The organism is Ideonella sp. P3_A4, assembly GCF_056403075.1.
The window spans coordinates 1-18664 of the sequence record NZ_JBFUGE010000071.1 but is presented as its reverse complement, the minus strand read 5'-3'; the positions used below and the strand labels follow the sequence as shown (position 1 = coordinate 18664).

The window sequence follows — 18664 nt, the reverse complement described above, 5'->3', positions numbered from 1 at the left end:
GGGCGAAGGCGATCACCTCGCGGCGCTGGGCCAGCCAGCGCTGCACCTTGGCCTTGAGCACCGGCATCTTGCCCGGTGAGCCATGGCCTTTGCCATGCACGACACGCACGCAGCGGCGGCCCTGTTGGTGCGACTGGCGGATGAAGCTGGCGAGCGCCTCGCGCGCCTCGTCGCGCCGCAGGCCGTGCAGATCGACCTGGCCTTGAATGGCCCATGTCCCACGCCGCAGCTTGTTCAGCACGTCGATGCCGATATCCGGCCGGCGAAAACTCAGCCCGTCATCGGTCAGCAGCAGCGTCTCGATGTCGACCTCGTCGGACAGCGCCTCACGCAGCGCCGCCTGCTCGTCCAACTCGCGTTGGCGTGGCTCGGGCGTGGGCAGCGGCGTGGTGGGTGCGGCCTTGGGCGCGGCTCTCACCGGTTTGACCGGCCCCACCGTGTGGGCAAACACATGCCGCTCACGTTCGCGCCGCGCGGCTTCGGCGGCTTCCCGCGCACGTGCCGCGGCGGCTTCGGCCTGGGCTGCACGCATCGCGTCGCGCATGGCGCCCAGGTCTTTCAGGCTGTTGGACTTCACGATGGGGCCATTGTCGCGGTTGGGCGCCGCCTGTCCGGCCAGGGCTGCGGCCTGTCGCCCAAGTCGACCGTGTGTCGCTCGCCGCTGGGCAGGGGCGCGCACCCAGGGCTACGCTGAACCCCATCTCATCCCATCGAGCCCAGAAGATCATGCGCAGCTCACCCTTCCTCTCATCGCTGTTGTTGGCCTCGGTGCTGGTCGCTGCGGCTGCTGCCACTTTGGCCATCCCGGCCGCTGCGGCGGGCGCCGGTATCGAACTGAACGACAAGCCGACGCCGGCCGACGTCGGCCTGCCGGCCTACCCGGGCGCCACCATCCGGCGCGACAAGACCGATGACGGGGAGGGACTGAACCTGTCGCTGTGGGGCGGCTCGCTGGGCTTCAAACTGGCGCTGATGAAATTCAGCAGCAGCGACTCGGTCGACAAGGTGGCTGGCTTCTACCGCGACGCGATGGGCCGCTATGGCACGGTGCTGGACTGCACCGGCCCGCGGACCGCCGCGCCAGCGCCGGCCGACAAGAAGGTGCTCGCCTGCAACAAGGACGACAAGGGTGAGCCCGGCGGCAAGCTCTTCAAGGTCGGCACCCCGCAGCAGCAGCGCATGGTCAGCATCAAGCCCGTCGGCTCGGGGGTCGAGTTCGAACTGGTCAGGATCGAATCGAGTCAATGATCGCCGCTCGGCATGGCTACAGCAGCCCTCGCTCCGCGAAGCTGACCACTTGCCCCGTACCGATCACCAGGTGATCCAGCACCTTCACATCGACCAGCTGCAGCGCGCTCTTCAGCGATTGCGTCAGGAACTCGTCGGCGCGTGAGGGCTCGGCCACGCCCGAAGGGTGGTTGTGCGCCAGGATCACCGCGCCGGCGTTCAAGTCCATCGCGTGGCGGACGACCTCGCGGGGGTAGACGCTGGTCTGAGTGAGGGTGCCGCGAAACAGCTCGCGCCACTCGATCAACCGGTGCTGGCTGTCGAGGAACAGCACCGCAAACACCTCGTGGCCCAGGCCACCGAGTTGCAGGGCCGCGAACTCCTTCACCTTGGCCGGTGAATCGAAGACCGGCGCGTGCCGCAGCTGCTGCGCCAGCGCCCGGCGCGCCAACTCCATCACTGCGGTCAACTCGGCCCGCTTGGCTGGCCCCATGCCTTTGACGCGCTTGAAATCGTCGGATTTCGAGTGCAACAGGCCAGCCACGCCCTTGAAGCCGCCCAGCAGCTCTTCGGCCAGCGCCAGCACGCCCTTGCCCTTCATGCCGGTGCGCAGCAGCAGCGCCACCAGTTCGGCATCGGCCAGCGCTGCCGGGCCATGGGCCAGCAGCTTTTCGCGCGGCCGCAATGCGGCCGGCAGGTCTTTGATCGTCATCTCTGGCCGTTCCCTCGCCGGCGTTCCGGGGCCGGCTCGGGCCGACCTCTTAAAATCAAGGGCTCAAGCCTAGCAACCCTCTGCCTGCCGCGGGATCCCCCGTTGGCGGGATCTCGCGCGTGAACACTGTCCAAATGGGGTCGTTCCTGACCCTGCACTACCGGCTCGCCGGCCCTGACGGGGCCGATGTGGTCAGCACCTTCAACGACAAGCCGGCGACGCTGTCGGTCGGCGCCGGCCAGCTCGCGCCGGCCATCGAGCAAAAGCTGATCGGCCTGCAAGAGGGCACCGAGGCCACGTTCGTGCTCGCCCCGGGCGAGGCTTTCGGCGAGCGCAATGCCGAGATGCTGCAACGGGTCAAGCGCAGCCTGCTGACCCAGCACGGCGACCCCGAGGCCGAGTACAACATCGGCGATGTGGTCGAATTCCCCACCCCCGACGGCACCGGCCGCTTCGCCGGCGTGGTGCGTGAATGCGGCGAAGACTGGCTGCTGTTCGATTTCAACCACCCGCTGGCCGGGCAGGCCGTGACCTTCCAGGTCCGGCTGATTGGAGTACTTTGATGGCGATTCAGCCGCATGAGGTCCTGCTGGCCGAGCCGCGCGGCTTCTGCGCCGGCGTCGACCGCGCGATCGAGATCGTTGAACGTGCGCTGACCAAGTTCGGCGCGCCGATCTACGTGCGCCACGAGATCGTGCACAACACCTACGTGGTCAACGACCTGAAGGCCAAGGGCGCGATCTTCATCGAAGACCTGGCCGACGTGCCGCCCGGCGCGACGCTGGTCTTCTCGGCCCATGGCGTGCCCAAGGCCGTGCGGGCCGAGGCGGCCCAGCGTGGCTTCCAGGTTTTCGACGCGACCTGCCCGCTGGTCACCAAGGTGCACGTCGAGGTCGCCAAGCTGGCCAAGGAAGGCTTCGAGTTCATCATGATCGGCCACAAGGGCCACCCCGAGGTCGAAGGCACGATGGGCCAGCTGCTCTCGGGCATCTACCTCGTCGAAGACGTGGCCGATGTGGCCACCGCCCCGGTCACCAAGCCCGACAAACTGGCCGTGGTGACGCAGACGACGCTGAGCGTGGACGACGCGGCCGAGATTCTGGCCGCCGTCAAGGCACGCTTCCCCAACGTGCGCGAGCCGAAGCAACAAGACATCTGCTACGCCACCCAGAACCGGCAAGACGCGGTGAAATTCATGGCGCCGCAGGTCGACGTGGTCATCGTCGTCGGCAGCCCGACCAGCTCGAACAGCAACCGCCTGCGCGAGCTGGCTGAGCGCCTGGGAACGCCGGCCTACATGGTCGATGCGGCCGAAGACCTGCAAGAAGCCTGGCTGGACGACCGCCCGCGTGTGGGCCTGACGGCAGGTGCTTCGGCGCCTGAAGTGCTGGTCAACGCCATCGTCGATCGCCTGAAGGCGCTGGGCGCGCTGGCGGTGCGCAAGCTGCCCGGCGTGGAAGAAACCATCCAGTTCCCGCTGCCGATGGGCCTGGGCGACAAGTCGATGGCCGAGTTCTCTTCGTCTCGATCCTGACGGCGGCTTCGCAACCTTCTGCGACAGGCGCCCATGAGTTTCATGCGGCGCCTTTTTGTTGGCCGCTCATTCTTGCCTTCCTACAATCCGCCCCAGTTTCGCGAAAGAGATCACCATGCTCGACATCACCCTGCTGCGCAAAGACCTCGACGCCGTTGTCAAGCGCCTCGAAACCCGCAAGACCCCGCAGCCCTTCCTCGACGTGGCGGCCTACAGCGCACTCGAAGCCGAGCGCAAGCGCCTGCAGGTGCGCACCGAAGAGCTGCAAGCCCAACGCAACAGCCTGTCGAAACAGGTCGGCATGGCCAAAGGCAAGGGTGAAGACGCCTCGGCGCTGATGGCGCAGGTGGGCGGCATTGCCGACGAGCTGAAGAGCGGCGCCGAGCGGCTGGAAGCATTGCAAGCCGAGATGTCGCAGATGCTGATGAGCATCCCGAACCTGCCGGACGAAAGCGTGCCGGTCGGTGCCGACGAGACCGACAACGCTGTGGTGCGCCGCTGGGGTGAACCGCGTGCCTTCAACTTCCCGGCCAAGGACCACGTCGACGTGGGCGCTCCGCTGGGCCTCGATTTCGAGACCGGCGCCAAGCTGAGCGGCTCGCGCTTCACCTTCATGAAGGGCCCGGTCGCGCGGCTGCACCGCGCGCTTGCCCAGTTCATGCTGGACGTCCAGACGCAAGAGCATGGCTACACCGAGTGCTACACGCCCTACATCGTCAACCGCGAAATCCTCGAGGGCACGGGCCAGTTGCCCAAGTTCAAGGAAGACATGTTCTGGGTGCTGCGCGGCGGCGATGAAGAACAGGCCGAGCAGTACCTGATCTCGACCTCGGAAATCTCGCTGACCAACACCGTGCGCGGCGAGATGCTGCAAGCCGACAAGCTGCCGATCAAGCTGACGGCGCACAGCCCCTGCTTCCGCTCGGAGGCCGGCTCGGCTGGGCGCGACACGCGCGGCATGATCCGCCAGCACCAGTTCGACAAGGTCGAGATGGTGCGCATCGAACATCCCGAGCACAGCATGGCTGCGCTGGAGGAAATGACGGGCCACGCCGAAGTCATTCTGCAAAAGCTCGGCCTGCCGTACCGCGTGGTGCTGCTGTGCACCGGCGACATGGGCTTCGGCTCGACCAAGACCTACGACCTCGAAGTCTGGCTGCCGGCGCAAAACACCTACCGCGAGATCAGCTCGTGCTCGAACATGGGCGCCTTCCAGGCCCGCCGCATGGGCACGCGCTTCAAGAATGCGCAAGGCAAGCCTGAGCTGGTGCATACGCTGAACGGTTCGGGCCTGGCAGTCGGCCGCACGCTGGTGGCAGTGCTTGAGAACTACCAGCGCGCCGACGGCGGTATCGACGTGCCCGAAGCCCTGCGCCCGTACCTGGGTGGCCAAGCGGTGCTGAAGGCCGCGTGACGGTCGAGTTCACCGACGGCGCTGAACTGCGCAGCCGCCTCGATGCTCTGACGACGATCGAGCGCGACCTGCTGGCCGCGCTCGCATTGGGCGCGGCGCCGCGTCCGCGTGACTGGGTGACCGAGYTGTTGGCCGCACCGGGCGTGCGCGAGGTCGCCACCGTGCGGCCGACGCTGGACAGCGTTCGCACCGGTTTGCAATCGCTGCAGCAGGCCGGCTGGATCGAAGCCAGCGAACGCAAGCCTGGCTTCTGGAGCGTGGTGACGCCCGCGTTGCCCGTGGTCTACGAACGCCTGCTGCGCCGCGCTGAGACGCCGCTGCTGCGAGGCGCATTGGCGCGTGCCGACGGCTACCCCGCGCTGGCCGCTGCCGGCCGCATCACCGGCGAGCGCATGCCCAGCATCGAGGCCAGTCTCGCGCTGGTGCGGCTGGAACTGCTGAGCGGTGCGTCGCCCGATGAGCTGCAGGCGCTGGACAAGCGCATGCCCTGGGGCGTGCAGGCCGACACGCTGATCGAGCCCGCCCTCGCGCCTTGCCTGGACGACGCGCTGTTCGAGCGCCTGCATCCGCATTGGCAACGCGCGCAACTGCAGCGTGCGTGGCAAGAGTGGGTCGCCGTCTGGCTGCCGCCTGAAGCCTGGGACCTGCAGGCCTGGACCGAGAAGCTGCTCGCACGCAGCCACGCGGACGACCGTGGTGCTGAACTGCTGCGTTGGGCCTATGGCGACTACCTGCTCGCCACCAGTGACACCACGCGCTTGGCGACGCTGATGCATCTCGGCGAGCCCGCCTCGGCTGACGATGCACCGGTCCCGGTCGAGCACCTGGCCGTGCGCGCCGCCTACCAGGCCGCGATTGCCGCGCAGGCCGGCCGCTGGGCCGAGGCCGAAGCCGGCTTCGACGCGGCCCTCAACACCTTGCGCCAGGCCACTGGCAAGCGCCGAGAGTTGCTGCCGCCCACGCTCGGCATGGCCTATGTGCTGTGCTTGCTGGCGCAATACACGCCGGCCGCTGACGCTAAGGCGCTGAAGTACGCGCTGGCCGAAGGCGGCAAACGCGAGCCGGTGCTCGATGGCCCGTTCGGCTTCGCCGCACTGGCGATCCTGATCCAGCAAGGTGAAGCGCCGCGCCAGTTGCAGCCTTTCCAGCCCGCTCGCTACACCACGCCCAAGCATGTCTCGCCGCTGGACTACTGGCGTTGGCAGATGCGTGCGTGGTTGAAGCAAGGCGCCATGCCCGAGCCACTGTTGCCGGCCGAGGCCGATGCGGCCGCGCGTTTGAAAGACAAGCTGCGCGCTGCCGGATTGACCCGGCTCGAAGCCGAGTTCGACGCGGCGATGCAGGTGCTGGCCGGTGAACGCGCGCCCGCCTGGTTCTTCGTGCCCGGCACGCAAGAGCCGTGGCAGGCCGCACTGGCCGCACTTGGCGCCGTGCTGCAGCCGACGGCCGATGGCACCACGCCTGCAGCGACAGAAGCGGCGCCGACCCGCCTGCTGTGGCTGCTCGATGTCGACGCCGATGGCCGCGTGCTCGACCTGGTCCCGCATGATCAGAAGCAGGGCGCCCGTGGCTGGGGCAAGCCGAAGGAGGCGTCGATCTCGCGCCTTCAGCAGAGCGCCGAAGCGCTGGCGCCCTATGACGCGGCCGTCGCGCGCACGATCCGCCAAGAAGCCTATGGCCGCGCGCATCGTTTGGACCTGGCCGCCGCTGTGGTGGCGCTGGTGGGCCATCCGGCCGTGGCCTTCACCGAAACACCCGAGCAGATCGTCGAGCTGACAGAAGCCGGCCCTGAACTCGACGTGGTGCAAGAGGGCGACATGCTGCGTGTGCGCATGCTGCCGCAGATGAACATCGGCCACGACGCCGCCGCGCCGCGCTGGGCCGGCAGCGCCGCCGAGCAGAAAGAGCTCGATGCGCTGCGCCTGATCTGCGTGTTGCGTGAGTCACCGCAGCGGGCACAGCTCGTGCGACTGACGCCGGCGCAAAAGCGTGTCGCGCAGCTGCTGGGCCCGAGAGGCCTGGAGATCCCGCGCGAAGGGGCGGCCCAATTGCAGCAAGTGCTCGCCGGTCTGGGTACGCACTTCCGCATCCACGCCGACGACAGCGCGACCGCACAAGCCGCGCGCGAGTTGCCCGCCGACGCGCGCCTGCGGGCCGAGCTGACACCCGTCGGCACCGGCCTGCAAGTGCGCATCGTGGCGGCGCCGTTCGGTGTCGACTACCGCGCCGAAGGCCCGCGCCTCGTGCCCGGCAGCGGGCGCGCGCGGGTCGTGGCCACGCTGCGCGGCGAGACGCTGGGCGTGCAACGCGATCTGGCCAGTGAGCAGGCGAACCTCGAAGCTGTGCTCGACGACTGCCCGATGCTGCCGACGCCCGCGCCGGGGGCGCCGTGCGAGTGGCACATCGACGAGACCGATGCCGCGCTCGCGGTGGTCGAGGCCTTGTACCGCCTGGCTGGTGCGGTCACCCTGGACTGGCCGCAAGGCCGCGCCATGCGCGTCGAGACTGCCGGGCTGAACCAGCTGGCGCTGAACGTGCACACGAAGCAGGAATGGCTGGCTGTGCAGGGCGAGTTGAAGGTCGACGAAAGCCTGGTGCTCGGCCTGCAGCAGCTCATGGGCGCCGCCGCAGCGAAGAACCGTTTCATTCCCTTGGGCGAGGGCCGCTACCTCGCACTGACGCAAGAGTTGCGCGAGCGCCTGGGCGACTTGGCCGCAGTGGCCGAGGCCCAACGCGCCAACACCACGCTGACGGCCCTGCGCATCCCGACAGTCGCCGCGCCGTGGCTGCAGCAAGCGCTCGAAGGCGCGCAGGTCGAGTTCGACAGCGAGTTCGCAGCGCGCTTGCAGCGGCTGGACGAAGCGCGCAACCTGGTGCCCAAGCTGCCCACCAACCTGCAGGCCACGCTGCGGCCGTACCAGGAAGAGGGCTTCGAATGGGCGATGCGCCTGTCGCACGCCGGCCTGGGCGCTTGCCTGGCCGACGACATGGGCTTGGGCAAGACGCTGCAGGCGCTGGGCGTGCTATTGGCGCGTGCCGCGCAGGGGCCGGCGCTGGTCGTCGCGCCCACATCCTTGGTCGGCAACTGGCGMGCCGAAGCGATGCGCTTTGCGCCATCGCTCAACGTGCAGGTCTACGCCGAAGGCGGCCCGCCCGGTGAGCGCGAGCGCCTGATCGACGAGGCGCGCGCCGGCACGCTGCTGCTGGTGTCGTACCCGCTGCTGCAGATCGATGCTGAGGCGTTTGCCAAGCGCGAGTGGGGCACGCTGGTGCTCGACGAAGCGCAAGCGGTCAAGAACGCCGCAGCCAAGCGCAGCCAGGCGGTGTTCGCGCTGAAGGCGGGCTTTCGCCTCGCATTGTCTGGCACGCCAGTGGAGAACCGGCTCGGCGAACTGTGGTCGATCATGCGCGCCTGCAACCCCGGCCTGCTCGGCAGCGCCGCGCGCTTTGCTGAGCGCTTCGCCGGGCCGATCGAACGCCAGCGCGACAAGCATGCGCAGAAACAGTTGCGCCGCCTGATCGCGCCTTTCGTGCTGYGCCGGACCAAGGCCCAGGTGCTGGACGACCTGCCGCCACGCACCGAGCTGGTCTTGCGTGTGCAAGCCGACGAAACCGAAGCAGCGCACTACGAAGCGCTGCGGCGCGACGCGCTGATCGCCGCCGAGCGCGCGATGGAAGGCGATGCCCCCGGCCAGGCGCAGCTGAACGTGCTCGCCGGCCTGACACGCCTGCGCCGCGCGGCTTGCGACCCGCGTCTGGTCAGCCCGCATCTGAGCGCCAAGGGCGCCAAGGTGCAGGCCTTTGCCGAGCTCGCGACTGAGCTGGTCGCCAACGGCCACAAGGCGCTGGTCTTCAGCCAGTTCGTCGACTTCCTGACGCTGCTGCGCGAGCCGCTCGATGCGGCCGGCATCCCCTACCAGTACCTCGACGGCAGCACCCCGGCAGCCGAACGCATGAAGCGCGTCGACGCCTTCCAGGCCGGCGAGGGCGAGCTGTTCCTGATCAGCCTGAAGGCCGGCGGTTTCGGCCTGAACCTGACCGTGGCCGACTACGTGGTCATCGCCGACCCCTGGTGGAACCCGGCCGCCGAAGACCAGGCCAGCGGCCGCGCTCACCGCATCGGCCAGCTGCGCCCGGTCACGGTCTACCGCCTGGTCAACCAGGGCACGCTGGAAGAAAAGATCCTCACGCTGCACCGCGACAAGCGCGAGTTGGCCGACCTGCTGCTCGAAGGCAGCGACGGCTCGGCGCGCCTGCCGGCCGCCGACGAGCTGCTGGCGCTGATGCGTGCCGACGACGACCGAGCCGCGCTCTACGAGTGAGGCCCCGGATCTGGGCTAGAATACGCGGCTTCACCCATGTGACCACGGGTGCCAGAGAGTTCAGGAAAGGTGGCAGAGTGGTCGAATGCACCGGATTCGAAATCCGGCGTACTGGTTCTCCAGTACCGAGGGTTCGAATCCCTCCCTTTCCGCCAGAAGAACAGAAAACACGGGGCCTTGCGCCCCGTTTTTCTTTCCTAACCGCCTTCCGTCCCTCCTTTCCGAACAACACACTGCGAGTTGGATTGCCTGCCGAATTCGAGCGGCCGGGCGGGACATTGAGCCATTGCACCGGGGGACCGCCGCGAAAAGGCGGCGTCATGCGTTTCCCCACCCAGGCGCCTGCACATCGGGTGGCACGCGTGACTCAAATGACTCAAATGGCTTGCTGCGAGAGCATCGAGGGCTTAGGCTGCCCGATAGGATGTCCGCAATTGCGGATGTGAGGAAAGGCATGGGCAACAGCGTCCTTGCAGCATTCAGTGACGAGCAGGTCTCGCACTTGACTGGTCTTCGGATCGGCCAGCTTCAGTATTGGGACCGAACAGACTTCTTCCGCCCTAGCATCAGCAGGGGAGGCGACGGGTTTGGTGCCGTCTATTCGTTCGCCGACTTGAGAGGCCTGAGGATCTTGGCCGTGCTGCGAAACACGCACGGCATTTCTGTCCAGCACCTGCGGGATGTGAAGAAGCGCCTGGCCGAGCCAGGGCGAAACATTTGGACCGGGGTGAAGCTGTATGTGCTGAACAAGCGCGTCGTATGGGTGGAGCCGGGCACCAATCTGCCCCAGCAAGTTGCCAGCAGGCAGTACGTCATCCCGGCGATCGATCTCGAAGAAGTCATGTCGAAGTTGCCCGACGAAGTCAGGCGACTCGGCGCGCGCAGTTCAGAGCAAGTCGGGCACGTCGAAGTCCGAAGGCTAGTCAGCCAGAGCGCACCAGTGATCGCAGGCACACGAATTCCGGTCAAGGTGATAAAGAGCTTTCACCAGGCCGGCTATTCCGTTCAGCAGATCCTCAAGGAGTACCCGGACCTAACTGCTGAAGACGTGCGAGCCGCACTGGAGTACAAGAAAGCAGCGTAAATGCCTCCAGGGACCGGCATCCCGTTCTTTACGGACCACAACGTCCAAGACTCTGCCGGCGAGGCCATCCTGCAAAGCGGTCATGATCTTCGGCGGCTTCGCGACTGCATGCTGCCCGACAGCAAGGATCCCGAAGTGGCAGCGTTCTGCGCTCGAGAGGGCTTGGTGCTCGTGACCCATGACAGGGATTTCAATGGGATCGCGGCGAAGCTCAAGAGCCGTGGAGAAACGCTTCATCGGGTCCGCTTGACCTGCTTCGAGCCCAATGCGGCAGAACGCTTGCGCGTTGCGATCTCACTGATTGAGCACGAGTGGGGGATCGCCTTGCGAGATGACCACTCTTTGACTGTGGAGGTTGGGGATCGACTGATCCTCACGAGGCGCTGATGCGCTTTGCGCGCTCTGGACAGCTTGACCAGGAACTCGCGAGGGAGTGTCAACCCAATCGTACGGCCTGGTCGAGCTGTTCGCACTCTGGTACGGGCCCCGCTACATCAAGTCGGACTCGGACATCGGGGACGCTTTCATGGTGGCCCTTGGCTTCACGCTCGTCTGTTTGATGGCGGGCGGGGTGCTGGGCTACCGGTTGGCTGGACGCCCTTCGCGGAGCACCTAAAACGCCGGCGGACGGCCGAAGTAAGCGTCCTGCCGCCGGCGCCCTTCAAGTCAAACACGCTTCCGCGACCTCAGCCAATGTCGGCCTGGTGAGTGCGCGACCCAGCAGCAGCCCGAGTGCGCTGTCGTTGTCGAGCGCTGTGCCGCTGTCTGCCAATTGCTGGAGCCGGGTCTCGTCGAATGCTGCGCGCAGCAGCCGGCGGCAGTCTTCGTAGAGGCGCTTTCCGATTGCGCTCCACTGGTTCGGTGGTGGCTTGGAGCGAGCCGCCACCCAGCCGTACAGCATGGCGGCGTCTTCCATTCGCTGCTGCGCTGCCGCCACCATCGGCAGGACCGACGCCATCCAATGAAGCAGGCCGTCTGTCTGCAAGAGCTTCAGGGTCTGGCGCAGCAAGGGGACGGCCCGGGCCATGTCGCCCGACACGATGCACAACGAGCAGAGCAACGCGATCACCGGCGCGTGCTCGCCCGAGCGGCCGGCTGCGTTCATCTCGGCCACTGCCGGCTCCAGCAAGGCCCGGGCCTCGGTCACCCGGCCCGCCTCGAACTCCATCATGGCGACCATCCGGGTCAACGTCCATTCATAGGAGCGGTCGCCGATCGCGCGCGAGATGGCCAACTCGTGCTTGCATGACTCATGAAACGTCGTCATGTCTCCGATGGCCTTGGCCGCGATGGCCACTGCCATGCGCCCAATGGCCCGCCGCTGCAGGCTCCAGCGTGGCTCTTCGACCTCGCGCATCTCTTCGAGCAGTGCGGTGAACCCATCATCCGCGCCGACCCGCGCCTTCAGGCAGCACAGCTGGTAGAGGCTGTAGTACAGCGAAAAGGGATCGCGCAGCTTGCAGTGAAGCGTGCACGCGTCTTCAGCGGTGCGCAGTGCCGCGACACGGTCCACCCGAATGCCGTGGATGAACAGCAGCACTTCAGCCTGCAACAGCCGCGCTTTCACGGCCGGAGGCGTTGTTGACGACGCAAGGTCCCACGCTGCCTTGCACCATCTCCCTGCCTCGGCCCAAAGGCAGGCACGGTGCCAGAACTGCACAGCGAGCCCCACGAGCTCGACGAAGTCTTCGTGCATCGATGGTTCAGCCTGGGCGAAGCGCAATGCGGCGCGAAGATTGTCTGCATCAGGGGACAGCAGTTGCAACAGCTCCAGCGTCGGGATGTCCCACTGAGCCGCGTCTACCTGCCGGAAGTGCGACAAGACCCAGTGCAGATGCTTCACGCGCGCGTGCGGGTCGTCGCCATGGGCAGCCAGCTCATCCAAGGCGAAGGCGCGCACCGTTTCAAGCATTCGCATGCGGCGCCCGACTTCGCCACCGAAGACGGGCGATTTGGTTGCCGACTCCGCCACCAGACACCAGCCACTGGTCGACACGGAGGGCTCGCGCGTCAGCAGTGACTTTTCGGCCAGCGCGTCGATYGCGTCGACCACCTCCCACGGGCTCAGATCTTCTCCGGCCGCGACCGCTTGAGCAGCCGCCAGAGAAAAACTGCCACTGAACACACCAAGCCGCCGGAACACCACGCGCTCGGTGGCGCTGAGCAAGCCGTGACTCCACTCCAGCGCATCGCGCAGGGTGCGATGCCGGGGCGAAGAATCCCGCAGGTTTCGCGTCAACAGGTTGAGGCGATCGCACATCTGGTTGCCGACGCCCTTGATGCCGAGCAAAGGGACGCGCGCGGCTGCCAGCTCCAGCGCCAGCGGAAGGCCATCGAGTGCATCGCACACCTCTTCGACTTCGGCGAGCTCGCTCGAATCCGGCACAAGGCTGGGATCGATCGCATGGACCCGTTCGAGAAACAGCGCCACCGCCGGTGGCAGGGGCTCATCGGCGTCGTCTGAACGACGCTTGGAAGCCAGTGGCTCGACGCGACACACGCGCTCACCGCGGATGTGCAGAGGCTCGCGCGAAGTCACCAGCACTTTGACGCTGACCGCTTCGCTCAAGAGGCTTCTGACCAACTGGGAGAGTTCGGGCAGAAGATGTTCGGCGTTGTCGAAGACCAGCATGGCCTCGTGTCCGCGCAATGCAGCTGAAAGACGTTCTGATGTGGCTGCCTCGGTTTCACCCAACCCGAGCGTGCGTGCAGTCAAGGCACGCAAGCCGTCGCCGTCGGTGAGTGCTTCGAGCGAAAGCCACCAGACGCCATCGGGCGCACGAACTTGCCACTCGTGCGCGATGGCCAGCGCCAGCCGGGTCTTGCCGACACCGCCGGTGCCGCAGAGCGTTACGCACTGGTTCTGCTGGAGCAGCCCGAGCGTGGCAGCCAGTGTGTCGGCACGACCATGGAGAACGCCGAGCACTCTGGGAACGTTGCTGCCGGCCGAATGCTCCGAGCCCGCCGTGCGCTCCGGTCGCACGGGGGCCATCGCCGCAGCGACCGACCCGATGAAGCGGTAGCCGCGGCGCGGGACCGTCTCGATCCACTGAGGGTTCTTGGGGTCATCCTGCAAGGCGCCACGCAAGGTGTTGACCGCGTTCTTGAGCACGGAGTCACTGACGTGCCGATGACCCCAGACCGCGTCGAGTATTTCGTCTCTTGCGATCAGGCGGCCGGGATGTTGCACCAGGAAACACAGCAGCCCAAAGGGTCGCGGCGACAGAGGAACCACCGTCGCAACGCGAACCAGCTGCGCGTTCGACACGTCGAGGACGAACGGGCCGAACGCTATGGGCCCGCTTTCTAGAGTTGCCGACATCGATCTCCCTTTGCCATTTTTCGTCGGTGATTCGGTCGAGGTGCCGATCGAAAAGTTCCGGCATCTTCGCCGTTGGCTCCGCTGCATTGATGGCCGATTCTGGGGACACGAAGACCTGACCTTGGGGATTGCATCGGCACTCGTCCACCGAGACCGTGGCCAGGTCTGACAAATTGCGTCAGTCGATCACACGCAGCGTCCGATTTCTTCGATGCGACGACGCCACGCGATGCGATCGCGGTGACTCGCGCGCTTCGCCCGAAGACACGGATCGGGTCAGGGGCTTAGGTCAGGAAACGGTCCACGCGTCGTCATCGGATCGGGAGAAGCTGGTCACAGTCTTTGGCAGGACGATGCCAAAGCGCAGGCACGCAGATACGATGAATCGAAAGGCAAGACTGGACATTCGTCATGAACCCTCTGTGTATCTTCAACGGCTCGGTTTTCAGCAGCAACAAGCTAGCGCGTTACTTCGCATATCGATATGCGCGCGCTGCGTCGTTTCCCTAGCGGGACGAGGGTCTTCAGGCCCTTCTGCGACGCTCGATACACGAGTGTTCACGAAGGTCGACGAAGTGGTTCAAGGTCGGTACGCAACGTCGTAGTTCCTGTGGCTTTCGTGCCGCCCTACAGTCGCCGTTCCGCATCGCAGCGCACCCAACAAGGTGCCATGTCCAAGCGCTGAACGCGCTGCGAAATCAACGAGGAAAGATCGTGTCGAACGTACCGTTCAAGCTGCCGCATGCCTGTGACGAAGTATTCGTCGAGGTCGATCGCTTGCGCCAATCCATTGGGCCGCGAGAGAGATTCGCGGAGCCTTCATATTTGCGAGGGCTCGCCGATACCCTCAAGCGAAATCGCGTTCTCAACCGTGAGCCGATCGTTCAACGGTTCATCGAGGACACGCGGGACCATCAGTCTCCGCCGCGCCTGCGTCACACCAAGGCACATATCAACGAGCAGCGCGACCGTTATGTGTTCTCGCTGTTCGATGCCAGCTATTTCCCCTCGCTGAGCCTGGACATGTTGCGCTACAAGCCGCTGAATGTCAGCGAGCAGATCGCGGCGACCTACGAGAGCAACACCACGCCCGTCACCATCGAACAGATGACGAATGGCTTCACGGCGCGTGTCGTGGTGGCCCTGTTTCCCGAGAACCACGTCGACAAGGTTCAGGAGAAGGACGACCTGATCTTCTACTTCATCGACAAGTTCGTCGAGAGACACAACCGGATCACGCAGAAGCTGATCAAGCACGTCATGCGACCGGGCAGTTTCCCGCTGCTCGACGGCATCTCGCGCACGGACATCGAGCGCGCGTCGAGCAACTGGGTGTGGTTGCACGAGTATCACCACCGGCAGGGGAATCTGCCGTTACCGGAGTACCTGCCACTGAAGGCCATCAAGCCGCTGGCAGGGCTCGAGGAGCTGCGGGTCGACGTCTCCGCGATGCTGGTGTGCCTGCGCGAAGCCGGGGTCACGGGGCGCGAGGCGCGGATGACGTTCGAGTTCATCCTGGCCGAGCGCCTGCTGCGGTATGCGGTCGAGGGCATTCCCAAGCCCAACTACGACGCTGTGTCGTCGCAGGTCTTGTTCAACTTCCTGCGCACCGAGGGTGGCATCGATCTGGTGGGTGGTGCCATCCGGTTGACGACGAGGCTGCCAGAGGTCCTGGCGCGGTTCCTCCGGCACATCGAAGACATCGAGGCGCTGATCCATGGGCTGGCTGCGCCAGCGGTTCGCGCCCGCCTGCTCGAGTTCGTCAATCAGTACTGCGACTACGACGAGCAGTTGAAGGACTACCGCCACATCGACTTCTTCGCCGAAGTGAAGACACGGCTCGGTGTATGAGCAGTGCACCTCAGGGAAACCAGATGAGCAAAGAACATCGCACGCTGTGCGACCTGCTGCGGCAGCGTGCGCACGAGCAACCGGAACAGATCGCCTACATCTACCGAAAGGGCGATGAGCCGGCCGACGAGATTCGCATCACCTATGGCGAGCTGGATCGGCGTGCCCGCGGCATCGCGGCGACCATCCGGTCGACGAGCCAGGTCGGTGACCGGGCCATCTTGTTGTATCCGCCGGGGCTGGAATTCATTGCGGCCTTCTTCGGCTGCCTTTACGCCGGGGTCATCGCTGTTCCCGCTTATCCGCCTCGCATCAACCGCGGCTTCGCCCGCCTGCAGGCGATCGTCAACGATTGCCAGGCCGTCGTGGCCCTGAGCACGCAGGAGCTGAGCGAACCGATACGCGCCCAGTCGGCCGATGCGCCCGAGCTAAAGCAGCTGCGCTGGATCGCCACCGACGCGCTGGAACCTCAGCACGAGGCCCGCTGGCAAGCCCCTACGCTCGATGGCAGCGCGCTGGCTTTCCTGCAATACACCTCGGGCTCCACCGGGACGCCAAAGGGCGTCATGGTTTCGCACGGCAACCTCATCCACAACTTGCAGTGCCTGCAGGACCGCTGGGGGCATTCGAGCCGCAGCGTCGGTGTTTCGTGGCTGCCTCACTTCCACGACATGGGGCTGATCGCCGGTGTCTTGCAACCGCTGTACGTGGGCTACCCGGCCGTGCTGATCTCGCCGGCGGCGTTCATCGAAAAGCCGTACCGCTGGCTCAAGGCCCTGTCCGACCACCGCGGGACGACCACCTGTGCGCCGAACTTCGCCTTCGATCTTTGCGTGTCGAAGGTGACACCCGAGCAGCGCCGCGATCTGGAGCTGAGCTGCGTCGAGACGGTGATGAACGGCGCCGAGCCGATCCTGGTCGGGACCTTGAGGAACTTCGCCCAAGCGTTCTCGCCCAGTGGCTTCAACATCAGTGCGTTCCGAGGCGGCTATGGGTTGGCAGAGGGCACCCTGTTCGTGACGACCAGCAGCAGGTCCGCCGAGGGGCCCCAGGCACAGACGCTCTACAAGAGTGCGCTTGAACAGCATCGCGTCGCGCAAGCGCCGGTGGCCGGGCCCGATGCACAAGAGGTCGTGTGCTGCGGCTCGACCGCAAGCGACCAGGAAGTGGTCATCGTCCAACCGGACGTGCGCACCCGCTGCCGCCCCGACCAGATCGGCGAGATATGGGTCAAGGGCCCGAGCGTCGCGCAGGGTTACTGGCAGCGCCCGGAGGAATCGGCGGCCACGTTCCAGGCGGTGCTCGCAGACACCGGCGAGGGCCCCTTCCTGCGCACCGGCGACCTGGGGTTCTTGCACGACAACGAGCTCTACATCACGGGCCGGATGAAGGACCTCATCATCGTGCGCGGGCGCAACCACTATCCGCAGGACCTGGAGCGAACGGTGGAGTGCGTGCACCCCTCGTTGCGCCCCTCTTGCGCGGCGGCCTTCTCGGTGCGCGACAACGGTGAAGAGCGCGTCGTCGTCGTCCAGGAGATCAAGCGCCGTCATGCGGACGTGGATCTCGATCGGCTCATCGAGGACATCTTCCAGGCCGTCGCGGGTGAGCATGAACTGTCGTTGCACGCCATCGTCCTCATCCGCGAGGGTGACATCAGCAAGACCTCCAGCGGAAAGATCCAGCGCGCCGCCTGCAGGCAACGCTATGAGAGCGGTGACTTCAAGGTCGTCCATCAAGCGACGTTCGCTGTTTCACCGAAGCAGCCGGCACTGAACGGCGCGGGCTTCTTCCAGCGCTTTCACGAGCTGGACRCAGAAGAGTGCCGCTCGCAGGTGGAGTCGTACCTGATCCGCACGCTGCGGGCGGCCAGACCGGGCTTCGTCCACGTCGATGTCCATCACTCGCTGGTGAAGACCGGGCTGGACTCGCTCGCGGCGGCCGAGCTGCGCAGCGTGATCGAGCGCGACCTGAGGATCGTCATCCCGCTCTCGATGCTGATGGAGACATCGATCCGGGCGCTGTCGGACGAGCTGGTACGGCAGTTGACGGCGAACGAGCGCGTGGACGCTGATGCCGACGTGGCGTCGCGCGTCGACGCGATGTCCGATGCAGAGGTCAATGCGCTGCTCGACGAGATGTTGTCGGTTTCCGAGGGGCAACGATGAACCAGTCGATTTCGCTCGCGGACAAACGCAAGCAGCTGGCGCGCCTGCTGCAAGAGGCCAAGCCGGCCGTCAGTGCGTCGGCCAGTGCGGCCATCAACGACGAACCGGTGCTTGCTGCCGGGCCGCGGCCGCAACGGCTTCCGCTGTCTTACGCGCAGGCCCGGCTGTGGCTGCTCGATCAACTCGAGCCGGGCAGCACGATGTACATCATCTCGACGGCCCTGCAGCTGAGCGGGGTGTTGCGAGTCGACCTGCTGGAGGCCGCGATCAATGAAATCGTGCGGCGGCACGAGGCGTTGAGGACGATCTTCCTGCACGAGCAGGGTCGGCCCTATCAGGTGGTGCAGCCGTTTTGGCCAATCCAGTTGCCCGTCATTGAGATCGAGCCGCGAGACGGCCAGTCGCTGGACGAGCTGGCTTTGCAGCGCGCACAGGCGTTGGCTCAGCAGCCAATCGATCTCGCGGCGGGGCCGCTGTTCCGTGTCACGCTTCTGCGCAAGAGCGAACACGACCACACGCTGGCGCTGGACATCCACCACATCATTTCGGATGCCTGGTCGTTCAAGCTGTTCACGCAGGAACTGGCCACCCTCTACGCCGACTTCGCGCGAGGCGAGCCCGCTTCGTTGCCGGCGTTGTCTGTGCAATACGCAGACTACTGTGTGTGGGAGCAGCAATGGCTGCGCGGCAAGCGGGTCGACGAGCCGCTGGCTTACTGGAAGCAGCAGCTGGCCGGTGAGTTGCCGGTCATTCAGCTGCCGACGGACCGGCCCCGGCAGCCGAAGCTGACGTACCGCGGCGCACTCCACCGCTTCTACCTGCCACGGCTTCTGGTCGATGGCCTGAAGAGCTTCAGCCAGCAGGCCGAGGTTACGCCGTTCATGACGCTGCTGGCGGCATTCCAGACGCTGCTCCATCGGTACACGGGGCAGGCGGACATGCTGGTGGGCTCCGCATTCGCCGGGCGCAACCAGCATGCGGTCAATGACCTGATCGGGTTCTTCGTGAACACGCTGCCGCTGCGTGTGAG

The 18664-nt window shown here is 65.9% G+C and carries 14 protein-coding genes and 1 tRNA gene; 12 read left to right on the top strand and 3 right to left on the bottom strand.

Going from position 1 to position 18664, the window contains the following annotated elements; translation table 11 throughout:
- Positions 1-577: Smr/MutS family protein (locus AC1DYI_RS09845; RefSeq protein ID WP_477203920.1), on the bottom strand; the 577-nt coding region annotated here is incomplete at its 3' end.
- A gap of 149 nt (positions 578-726) precedes the next feature.
- On the opposite strand from AC1DYI_RS09845, the gene AC1DYI_RS09840 reads away from it, so the two are divergent.
- Positions 727-1248, top strand: a complete 522-nt coding sequence (locus tag AC1DYI_RS09840; RefSeq protein ID WP_477203919.1) for a hypothetical protein — start codon at positions 727-729, stop codon at positions 1246-1248.
- 16 nt (positions 1249-1264) lie between these two features.
- Here AC1DYI_RS09840 and radC read toward each other — a convergent pair whose 3' ends face one another.
- Positions 1265-1939, bottom strand: coding sequence for a RadC family protein (gene radC, locus AC1DYI_RS09835; protein ID WP_477203918.1), 675 nt, complete (start codon positions 1937-1939; stop codon positions 1265-1267).
- Between the two features lie 134 nt (positions 1940-2073).
- Between radC and AC1DYI_RS09830 the strand changes: the two genes are divergently transcribed.
- The 8 genes from AC1DYI_RS09830 (at position 2074) to AC1DYI_RS09795 (ending at position 10909) form a co-directional block, all read left to right on the top strand.
- Entirely contained in the window at positions 2074-2502 is a 429-nt protein-coding gene (locus tag AC1DYI_RS09830; protein WP_477203921.1) for an FKBP-type peptidyl-prolyl cis-trans isomerase, read from the top strand.
- Positions 2502-3473: a 4-hydroxy-3-methylbut-2-enyl diphosphate reductase gene (gene ispH / locus AC1DYI_RS09825; RefSeq protein ID WP_477203917.1), complete on the top strand. Its 972-nt coding sequence runs from the start codon at positions 2502-2504 to the stop codon at positions 3471-3473. Before AC1DYI_RS09830 ends, ispH begins: the two co-directional genes overlap by 1 nt.
- A 115-nt stretch (positions 3474-3588) precedes the next feature.
- Positions 3589-4887 (top strand): serine--tRNA ligase, encoded by a 1299-nt coding sequence (gene serS, locus AC1DYI_RS09820; protein WP_477203916.1) that lies wholly within the window; start codon positions 3589-3591, stop codon positions 4885-4887.
- Positions 4884-9209: an SNF2-related protein gene (locus AC1DYI_RS09815; protein WP_477203915.1), complete on the top strand. Its 4326-nt coding sequence runs from the start codon at positions 4884-4886 to the stop codon at positions 9207-9209. The genes serS and AC1DYI_RS09815 overlap by 4 nt, the downstream gene beginning before the upstream one ends.
- A 63-nt stretch (positions 9210-9272) precedes the next feature.
- Positions 9273-9364, top strand: a tRNA-Ser gene (locus AC1DYI_RS09810).
- A 299-nt stretch (positions 9365-9663) separates the two neighbouring features.
- Complete coding sequence (locus AC1DYI_RS09805) at positions 9664-10293, top strand: DUF433 domain-containing protein (protein WP_477203914.1); 630 nt, start codon at positions 9664-9666, stop codon at positions 10291-10293.
- Positions 10294-10680: a DUF5615 family PIN-like protein gene (locus AC1DYI_RS09800; RefSeq protein WP_477203913.1), complete on the top strand. Its 387-nt coding sequence runs from the start codon at positions 10294-10296 to the stop codon at positions 10678-10680.
- A 46-nt stretch (positions 10681-10726) separates the two neighbouring features.
- On the top strand, positions 10727-10909 hold the full coding sequence (locus AC1DYI_RS09795; protein WP_477203912.1) for a hypothetical protein: 183 nt from the start codon (positions 10727-10729) through the stop codon (positions 10907-10909).
- 45 nt (positions 10910-10954) lie between these two features.
- On the opposite strand, the gene AC1DYI_RS09790 is transcribed toward AC1DYI_RS09795, so the two are convergent.
- Positions 10955-13615: an ATP-binding protein gene (locus tag AC1DYI_RS09790; RefSeq protein ID WP_477203911.1), complete on the bottom strand. Its 2661-nt coding sequence runs from the start codon at positions 13613-13615 to the stop codon at positions 10955-10957.
- A 714-nt stretch (positions 13616-14329) separates the two neighbouring features.
- On the opposite strand from AC1DYI_RS09790, the gene AC1DYI_RS09785 reads away from it, so the two are divergent.
- The 3 genes from AC1DYI_RS09785 to AC1DYI_RS09775 all read left to right on the top strand — a co-directional run.
- A complete protein-coding gene (locus AC1DYI_RS09785; RefSeq protein WP_477203910.1) occupies positions 14330-15466 on the top strand; it encodes a DUF6421 family protein in 1137 nt (378 codons plus the stop codon).
- Positions 15467-15489: 23 nt separating this feature from the next.
- A complete protein-coding gene (locus tag AC1DYI_RS09780) occupies positions 15490-17634 on the top strand; it encodes an AMP-binding protein (protein ID WP_477203909.1) in 2145 nt (714 codons plus the stop codon).
- The coding region (locus AC1DYI_RS09775) for a condensation domain-containing protein (protein ID WP_477203908.1) at positions 17631-18664 on the top strand (1034 nt) is incomplete at its 3' end. The genes AC1DYI_RS09780 and AC1DYI_RS09775, both read left to right, overlap by 4 nt.

Excerpts from the sequence above, each read along its gene's own strand:
- AC1DYI_RS09840 (WP_477203919.1), top strand. The coding sequence starts at position 727 with ATGCGCAGCTCACCCTTCCTCTCATCGCTGTTGTTGGCCTCGGTGCTG.
- AC1DYI_RS09830 (WP_477203921.1), top strand. The coding sequence starts at position 2,074 with ATGGGGTCGTTCCTGACCCTGCACTACCGGCTCGCCGGCCCTGACGGG.
- AC1DYI_RS09805 (WP_477203914.1), top strand. The coding sequence starts at position 9,664 with ATGGGCAACAGCGTCCTTGCAGCATTCAGTGACGAGCAGGTCTCGCAC.
- AC1DYI_RS09800 (WP_477203913.1), top strand. The coding sequence starts at position 10,294 with ATGCCTCCAGGGACCGGCATCCCGTTCTTTACGGACCACAACGTCCAA.
- ispH (WP_477203917.1), top strand. The coding sequence starts at position 2,502 with ATGGCGATTCAGCCGCATGAGGTCCTGCTGGCCGAGCCGCGCGGCTTC.
- serS (WP_477203916.1), top strand. The coding sequence starts at position 3,589 with ATGCTCGACATCACCCTGCTGCGCAAAGACCTCGACGCCGTTGTCAAG.
- radC (WP_477203918.1), bottom strand. The coding sequence starts at position 1,939 with ATGACGATCAAAGACCTGCCGGCCGCATTGCGGCCGCGCGAAAAGCTG.